The organism is Acidovorax sp. KPB24-07 (assembly GCF_057543315.1).
This window is the reverse complement of the sequence record NZ_BAAJYS010000502.1, coordinates 1-2,068: the sequence shown is the minus strand read 5'-3', so window position 1 is coordinate 2,068 and position 2,068 is coordinate 1. Positions and strand designations below refer to the sequence as shown.

Genomic DNA, 2,068 nt, shown 5'->3' with positions numbered 1-2,068 from the left:
CGCATCGAGCAGCGCCAGCAGGTCCGCGCCCAGCGCCGCCTGCTCGCCCGAGCGCGGCGTGGCCGCGCTCAGGAACCGCGTGGGGCCGTAGCCCCGCAGGAACGGCACCACCACCCGGCACCCTTGCGCGGCGAGCCGCGGCGCGACCTCGGCATAGGCGTGGATGTCGTAGGGAAAGCCGTGCAGCAGCACGACGGGCGGCCCCCCGGCGGGGCCGGCCTCGAAATACGCGACGTCGAGCACGCCGGCCTCGATCCGGCGCAGGGGTTCCATGCGGTCCATGGCGGGCACCATCGGGGGCTGCCGCGGGGCGGTCAGTAGATGACCACGCCGCGGATCGACTCGCCGCGCTTCATCAGGTCGAACCCGTGGTTGATGTCGGCCAGGGGCATGGTGTGGGTGATCAGGCTGTCGATGTCGATCTTGCCCTCCATGTACCAGTCCACGATCTTGGGCACGTCGGTGCGGCCCCGGGCGCCGCCGAAGGCCGAGCCTTCCCACTTGCGGCCGGTCACGAGCTGGAAGGGGCGCGTGCTGATCTCGGCGCCGGCCTCGGCCACGCCGATGATGATGCTGCGGCCCCAGCCCTTGTGCGTGCACTCCAGCGCCTGGCGCATCACCTTGGTGTTGCCGATGCATTCGAAGGAATAATCCGCGCCGCCGTCGGTCAGCTGCACGATGGCGTCCACCACGTTCTCGACCTCGTTGGGGTTGATGAAGTGCGTCATGCCGAACTGGCGCGCCATCTCCTGGCGGGCGGGGTTGATGTCCACGCCGATGATCTTGTCCGCGCCCACCATCTTGGCGCCCTGGATCACGTTCAGGCCGATGCCGCCCAGGCCGAACACCACCACGTTCGCGCCGGCCTCCACCTTGGCAGTGAACAGCACCGCGCCGATGCCGGTGGTCACGCCGCAGCCGATGTAGCAGACCTTGTCGAACGGGGCGTCCTCGCGGATCTTGGCCAGCGAGATCTCGGGGGCCACGGTGTAGTTGCTGAACGTGCTCGTGCCCATGTAGTGGAAGATGGGCTGGCCGTCGATGCTGAAGCGGCTGGTGGCGTCCGGCATCAGGCCCTTGCCCTGCGTGCCGCGGATCAACTGGCACAGGTTGGTCTTGCGCGACAGGCAGAACTTGCACTGGCGGCATTCGGGCGTGTACAGCGGGATCACGTGGTCGCCCTTCTTGAGCGTGGTCACGCCCGGTCCCACGTCGACCACGATGCCCGCGCCTTCGTGGCCCAGGATGGCGGGAAAAATCCCTTCCGGATCGGCGCCCGAGAGGGTGTAGTAGTCGGTATGGCAAATGCCGGTGGCCTTGATTTCGACCAGCACCTCGCCGAATTTCGGGCCCTGCAGGTCCACGGTTTCGATGGTGAGGGGTTCTCCGGCCTTCCAGGCGACGGCGGCTTGGGTTTTCATGAGATGGGGCTCCTGTCAGTGGGTGGTTCGGTGGCTCGCAAAGGGGGGCACGGCGGCGTCTTATGCCGGCGGGCGCGGCGCCTCGGGCGGCTGCAGCAGTCTTTCTAGCAGATGCGGCAGGTCCGGCCGCCTTGCATGGCCGGATCGGCCGGCGACAATCGCTGCGCCAATCCGGCCCGGGCGGCGCCCGGACGGTCCTGCATGCCGGTGCCGCGAGCGTAAAAGCGTTTGGCCCGCTCCGCCGCGCGCCGCGCGGGCCCCGGCCGTGTTTGGCCGCCGTGCCGGGCATCTTGGCCGCTGGAGCGGGTCGTGCCGCCCGCCGTTTTTTGATTTCTTGGTTTCTGCCCGTCATGTCCACTCCCTACACCGTCGATATCGTCGTCTACCCCGGCTTCAAGGCCCTGGAGGCGATCGGCCCCATGTCGGTGTTCGACTATGCCAACGTGCACCTGGCGCGGCGCGGCCAGCCGCCGGGCTATGCGGTGTCGGTGGCGGCTGAAGGGCTGGGCGACGTGCCTTCCGACACGGCCATGTCGCTGCGGGCCACGCGCCAGCTGGGGCAGGGGCCCGATCCGCACATCGCGCTGGTGGTGGGGTCGCGCGACATCGAGACGGCGCTGGCGGCCTCCCCCGGCGTGGTGGCCTGG

General features: G+C 69.2%; 3 protein-coding genes. 1 reads left to right on the top strand and 2 read right to left on the bottom strand.

The window, feature by feature from the left end; all coding sequences use genetic code 11:
- Positions 1-282 (bottom strand): alpha/beta fold hydrolase (locus AC27IQ_RS23145; RefSeq protein WP_487090947.1); only part of this gene is annotated, 282 nt, incomplete at its 3' end.
- 32 nt (positions 283-314) lie between these two features.
- The gene (locus AC27IQ_RS23140) at positions 315-1,421 is read right to left on the bottom strand and encodes an S-(hydroxymethyl)glutathione dehydrogenase/class III alcohol dehydrogenase (protein WP_092744641.1); all 1,107 of its coding nucleotides are present in this window, start codon (positions 1,419-1,421) and stop codon (positions 315-317) included.
- Between the two features lie 350 nt (positions 1,422-1,771).
- Here AC27IQ_RS23140 and AC27IQ_RS23135 point away from each other — a divergent pair.
- Positions 1,772-2,068 (top strand): type 1 glutamine amidotransferase family protein (locus tag AC27IQ_RS23135; protein WP_487090946.1); only part of this gene is annotated, 297 nt, incomplete at its 3' end.

Bases quoted from the DNA above. Each gene is read 5' to 3' on its own strand.
- AC27IQ_RS23140 (WP_092744641.1), bottom strand. From the start codon at position 1,421: ATGAAAACCCAAGCCGCCGTCGCCTGGAAGGCCGGAGAACCCCTCACC.